At 49.8% G+C, this 4,988-nt stretch carries 7 protein-coding genes; 2 read left to right on the top strand and 5 right to left on the bottom strand.

Features of this window, described 5'->3' with window-relative positions; all coding sequences use genetic code 11:
* Positions 1–212, top strand: a 212-nt coding sequence (locus A1359_RS23285; RefSeq protein ID WP_232322330.1) for a hypothetical protein, incomplete at its 5' end; no start/stop codon positions are given.
* On the opposite strand, the gene A1359_RS16475 is transcribed toward A1359_RS23285, so the two are convergent.
* The 5 genes from A1359_RS16475 to A1359_RS16455 all read right to left on the bottom strand — a co-directional run bounded on the left by A1359_RS16475 (position 209) and on the right by A1359_RS16455 (position 4,336).
* Positions 209–1,174, bottom strand: a complete 966-nt coding sequence (locus A1359_RS16475; RefSeq protein ID WP_066985641.1) for a hypothetical protein — start codon at positions 1,172–1,174, stop codon at positions 209–211. The two genes, A1359_RS23285 and A1359_RS16475, sit on opposite strands and share 4 nt — an antisense overlap.
* A 7-nt stretch (positions 1,175–1,181) precedes the next feature.
* A complete protein-coding gene (locus A1359_RS16470; protein WP_066985638.1) occupies positions 1,182–2,315 on the bottom strand; it encodes an AAA family ATPase in 1,134 nt (377 codons plus the stop codon).
* Entirely contained in the window at positions 2,305–3,420 is a 1,116-nt protein-coding gene (locus A1359_RS16465) for a DUF262 domain-containing protein (RefSeq protein ID WP_066985635.1), read from the bottom strand. Before A1359_RS16465 ends, A1359_RS16470 begins: the two co-directional genes overlap by 11 nt.
* A 324-nt stretch (positions 3,421–3,744) precedes the next feature.
* Positions 3,745–4,071 carry a hypothetical protein gene (locus A1359_RS16460; protein ID WP_066985631.1) on the bottom strand — a complete coding sequence of 109 codons (327 nt, stop codon included), beginning with the start codon at positions 4,069–4,071 and terminating at the stop codon, positions 3,745–3,747.
* Positions 4,058–4,336, bottom strand: a complete 279-nt coding sequence (locus A1359_RS16455; protein ID WP_066985628.1) for a hypothetical protein — start codon at positions 4,334–4,336, stop codon at positions 4,058–4,060. The genes A1359_RS16460 and A1359_RS16455 overlap by 14 nt, the downstream gene beginning before the upstream one ends.
* A 210-nt stretch (positions 4,337–4,546) precedes the next feature.
* On the opposite strand from A1359_RS16455, the gene A1359_RS16450 reads away from it, so the two are divergent.
* Positions 4,547–4,988, top strand: a 442-nt coding sequence (locus A1359_RS16450; protein ID WP_066985624.1) for a recombinase family protein, incomplete at its 3' end; no start/stop codon positions are given.

The following is a 4,988-nucleotide window of genomic DNA, read 5'->3' as shown; positions in this document are numbered from 1 at the left end:
GTTATTTAACCCCAATATGCTGCAGCCATTTTGTTGATAAGACCATGTGGAACGCTCCTGGGGAAAAACATCAGGATGCAACATTGGGCATAATTTTTACAGGCGGCGCAGATGGAGCCTTACGTTCGATCTCTGCAAAAAGTCGCTACTCGACTGAGTTGGCGACCAAGAAATGGGAAATGTGTACTCGCTCCAGTTGTTGCAATATTTAACTGTCGAACAGAACGGTTGGCAGGTGGTCGCCGAAATAACCAATCAACACCACGGATGCTTCGTCAGTTCTTTCAGCATGATAATAGAGCCGAGCGCCAGTACCGCCGCTCAGCTTGCTGTGGTAGCACCAGCGACGCGGGGCGAAGCCATAGGGCGTGGGAAAATCGCGAAGTGGACCATAGCTGCCATGGTCCAAAGTGGAATTAGATTCGCGGCTCCATGTGATCGAGCCGGCCGGGGAATATTGTGTGTCCGGTTGCCACGCCGCAGCGCCCTGATCCAAAGCACGGAGATGCCGGAATAATTGGTGAAATACTGGTTCGTTTCCCGTAAGTGAAGAAATCTGTTCGATAGCCCTAGGACCAAAACGCAGCCCAGGAAAGATCTCTCCGGCGCGCTTCATCAATTGATCACCGTTCTCTACGGAACTCTCGATACCCCGTATAATTACTTCACTTTGTTGAATAACATCATCTTCTGTCACCAAGCAGCAAACTTGGACTGTCTCTTGGAGCTCGCCTTCAGCGTCCAGAGTAATGATATCCACTGCAACAGCCGTACTTGCAGGCAGAGTGTCGCTGCAGAGTGCGACGGCGGGCGTATTCATGAGCGCGGCAAATGCCAATCCGACAACCGTTGTGCCAAGCATGCTACCTTCGATAACTCGCTCACCTTCGATTTCAGTGAAAAGTCCGTCGGCACCATCGATAAACGGTTGCTTACCTAAACGTTGAGCGATAAACCTGCCCGCTTCGCGATTCGTACCTTGGTCGAAGCACCATCCACGCAAGCCGCGGCCTTGGCCGATATCAAGATCGGCAGCAGTGCGCGCGGAGCGCAAAACCCGTGAGCACCCTAACCGATCCAGTGCTTGAAGCGTGGATGCCAAGGTCTTGATACGCCGGGAGGGGGACCAGCTATCGCAAGGTACGAGGCTGGTTTCATCGAGTATCACATCCATGAGCACCTTACATTAATTCAGAGAGAGCAAAATCGAATTGGTCGAAGAAACCTGTCGGCCATGAATTGAGCCGCCCATCGTCATCGATGGAAATAGACTCTGGGTCAGCCGCCTGTCCGGGCCGATGGGCAAAAAAATGGATGCGAACTTCCGACGAAGGGAGTTTTCTCTGCTTCACGGCTAGCCGGACGCCATTGAGTACATGGTCGGAATGTGTTTCTATGACAACCTGCACCCCGCTGGCGGCGGTTTCCGACAAAAGCACTCCAATCTCTTGCTGCGCACGTGGATGAAGATGGACCTCTGGATTCTCGATGAGTAGCACATCTCCAGTCCTAGCGGCTAACAGCGAAACAATGATTGGAAAGAGTTGGGTTAGACCAAAACCGACGTTTTGCGGACGCTGGAAATCGGATCGTGAATCTGAACGCAGACGGAGACTGACAGCGCTCACTCCGTCTATGGGGGAAACACGTAGATCACATCCCGGAAAAAAACGCTGCATGTGTCCTCGGACCTGATGGAATAGTGTGGGAGGGATGTCGGGCAGACACAGAGCCGAATTCACTTTGTCCTCACCACGCCAGTACAGAAGACCAGCGGCCATTTCACCGTGATGACCAACACGTGAAAGACCATCCGCTATTGGCAAGGGTAGCAATTCCCTAGGACCGGTACGCTCAGCGGTTATCCAACTCAAATGTCGAAGAGCAGAAACAACAGGCGAATTCTCTGCTAAATCGATCGGCATTAGCCAGCGTATAGGAACATCCTCCTCAAGAGGAATAGTAGTTCCCTCTACTTCTATCTGGTCCAGCTCAATGGATAGCGCCCGTCGATCCTCAGCTTTGAATGACCATTTAATTTTCTGCTTGTCGGCTGTAACACCCAAAGCCAAACTTCGGCGAGCAGAATCCTGATTGAGCACGTCAGCCACATTGCCCAAAGCTAGCTCGGGACCTTCGAGTATTAACGAACGTCCCCATTCCTGTTGAACGAAAGTCTGGGATAACAACACCAATGCTTGCATGACAGAAGACTTGCCACCACCATTCACACCTGTCAGCAGAGTTAGAGGCCCCAACGGCAGAATCAAATTATCGAAGCACTTGAAGCTGGAAAGATGAATTTCACGCAACATTGAATACCTCTTTAAATATCTTATCGGCGATATAGAAACGGATGTAGACAGACTTAGTAGAGTTGGTTCCATAGGTGATTGAACGAATAAAGTCCTCGTCATCCATCAGGGCATAAAACTTTTTTCGAAGTAAATCGGACTTATTAGCTACTGTGGTTTCGGAATATTTGGCAAGATGGGTACTCATAATGTCAAACAAAGAAGCGTTAACAATGCTGCGAGCTTGATTATGGGAACGGTGTTTTCTGAATGCCTGCCGGCCGAATACAGTGAGATTGTTATGCATAGCCAGCCGGAATTCACTTCTCAGCAGCTCCAACTTTTCCGAATTGGCCTTGTTCATCTTATCCAGTCCATTGGCAAGCCACTCGTCCATATCACCTCGATAGTCATCTATGTCCAATAGCCGGAAAGAACAGAATCGGTTTATCATCTCCCGATCCTGCATCTTGTCGACGTTAAGGCTGCCGCCAGTTGCCTCTCGGAATAACTCGGTTTCAGCCTCCTTGCGCAGAAAAGCAGTGGCAGGACCGTTATAAATTGCATTACGCATCTGTTGGCGGGTCAAGACTTCACCGCCGTTGACCCGCTCAAAGATGTCCAGACGTGCCCGCTCCGGTACAGAGCGATCTATAATATAGAAAAGCAATTGGCAATCCTCGACTCGATTTTGTAAGCGCACGTCCAGATTTTCAAAACGTTTGCCATCAAGCTCTGGGCGGTCTTTGAGTTGGAGAGCAAGCTTATTGTCTAGAAAATTCAATAGGGTAGTGAGTCGCTGCCGTCCATCTACCACGATCAATCGCCCCGCATCATCCTCCGCCACATAAAAGACCGGCAAGGGAATACGCAGTAGGATTGATTCGATCAGTCGGCTTTGTTTATTCCGATCCCAAACAAACCCCCGCTGAAAATCTGGGTCAAGAACGAACCGGTCGTTCTTAACACGCCGGATCACGTCCGATGTTGTACGCCGCTCATCCCTGATAGCCAGTTCATCTAAAGGATAACCTTCCCAGCCACCAGGGGTGGAGGACTCATATCCTTCAATAGATTCATCGACCTGTTCACTGGTCAGTTCATCGTTGACTGTGTTGATTGCCATGCATATTCCAAATTACTGGATGAAGTGAGGCGGTATTTTGACATAGACAGTATTGTGCCGCGAGTTGCTCTTGCTCTTTCACGGATAAAAGAAGGCCGCTTAAACAAGAAAGGATAAGCTTTATATCGAGCATCATCTGAGGCGGATCACATGCCGAGAGCGGCTATTCAGGGTCGGTAAGCTGACAGATGGTAAACCGAAAGCCAAATGTCTCTTCAGGGTCGTGACTTGCCCGTCAACCCGCAGCCAAAATGAGAAATTGGCTAAGATTTATTTTTCCTGGCGACATTTACTCGAATATTCAACCACGATGGGCAAAATCCATCATTTCTTGCCGTAGGTGCTATCGTGATCAGAGGCTATGGTCAGAAGGCGGATAAACTCACCCTCTCGATAGGCCGTTGCTCGTCGTGTTTGGGTAATACGCAACGAATAGATAGCATCAATTCCGTTCGGTGGCTTGATACTAATGATTTTTTCCCACTTCAGGCCGCTGTCGCGATAGACCTGGTTCCAGGTCATCTGCCGAAGCTTGGTAAGGGTTTCTATAGCTGCGTGTCTTTCTACCTTTTGTAGTGTCAGAAGATTTTCTTGAAAAACGGGGTTATTAAGGTCAAGCCTGACCAGTCCATCCGGGTCAATTTTGGCCATGCAGTTTCTCCAGCAGAGTGTCAACATTGCTATCGTTGGGTGAATTGGCTTGCGCCCAAGACAAGGCATTTTGCAGATCAGTCGCCATTTTGGGTTGGTGCAGCCAGCGTTCGTTGTCTGGAATGACAGTCGCTGTGCGTACCAGCCAGACCCCAGGCTCCTGCTCTTCCACCAGGACTTGTCGTCCAGCGTACTGTTTGCCCAGTGAGATTTGCCCGTTTGCGCCAATGACCTTGACGCTAGGTTGAGTAGTTACTGATGACATTATATAACCTCCAGAGTATTACTAATGCACGATGGCACTATAGCACCAATATTGCGATGTTGGTGAGCCAAAATCATGGGGTTGTATTTCAATATCAACGGTACGAAACTGACCGGTTTCGGACATCCCCTCTGAGGTATGTACAAAAGTAGGCAAAATGAATTTCGTACATGTGTTATAATTCGTACATCCTTTTCGGACGGAGAGAGCATGTCACGCGTCTTTGCTTACTGTCGAGTGTCGACCACAGATCAAACTACCCAAAATCAAAGCCTGGAAATTCAATCTGCCGGTTTCGCCATTCAACGGCATCGTTTGGTTGAAGAAAGTATCAGCGGTTCAGTTGCGGCTAAAGAACGACCCGGTTTTAATAAGCTAATCGAAAGGATGGAGTCGGGCGATGTGTTGGTGGTGACCAAACTGGATCGGCTCGGTCGCAACGCGATGGATGTCAGAGCCACCGTCGAGCATCTTTCTGATTCAGGCGTGCGCGTTCATTGTCTGGCGTTGGGCGGGGTTGATCTGACCAGTTCTGCCGGCAAGATGACCATGCAGGTGATCGCAGCGGTCGCTGAGTTTGAGCGTGACCTGCTGATTGAGCGAACCCAAGCCGGCATTTGTCGCGCGAAGGCGGCGGGTAAACAGTTTGGCA

The sequence above is a fragment of the Methylomonas lenta genome, assembly GCF_001644015.1.
Classification (GTDB): domain Bacteria; phylum Pseudomonadota; class Gammaproteobacteria; order Methylococcales; family Methylomonadaceae; genus Methylomonas; species Methylomonas lenta.
This window is presented reverse-complemented; position numbering and strand designations above follow the sequence as displayed.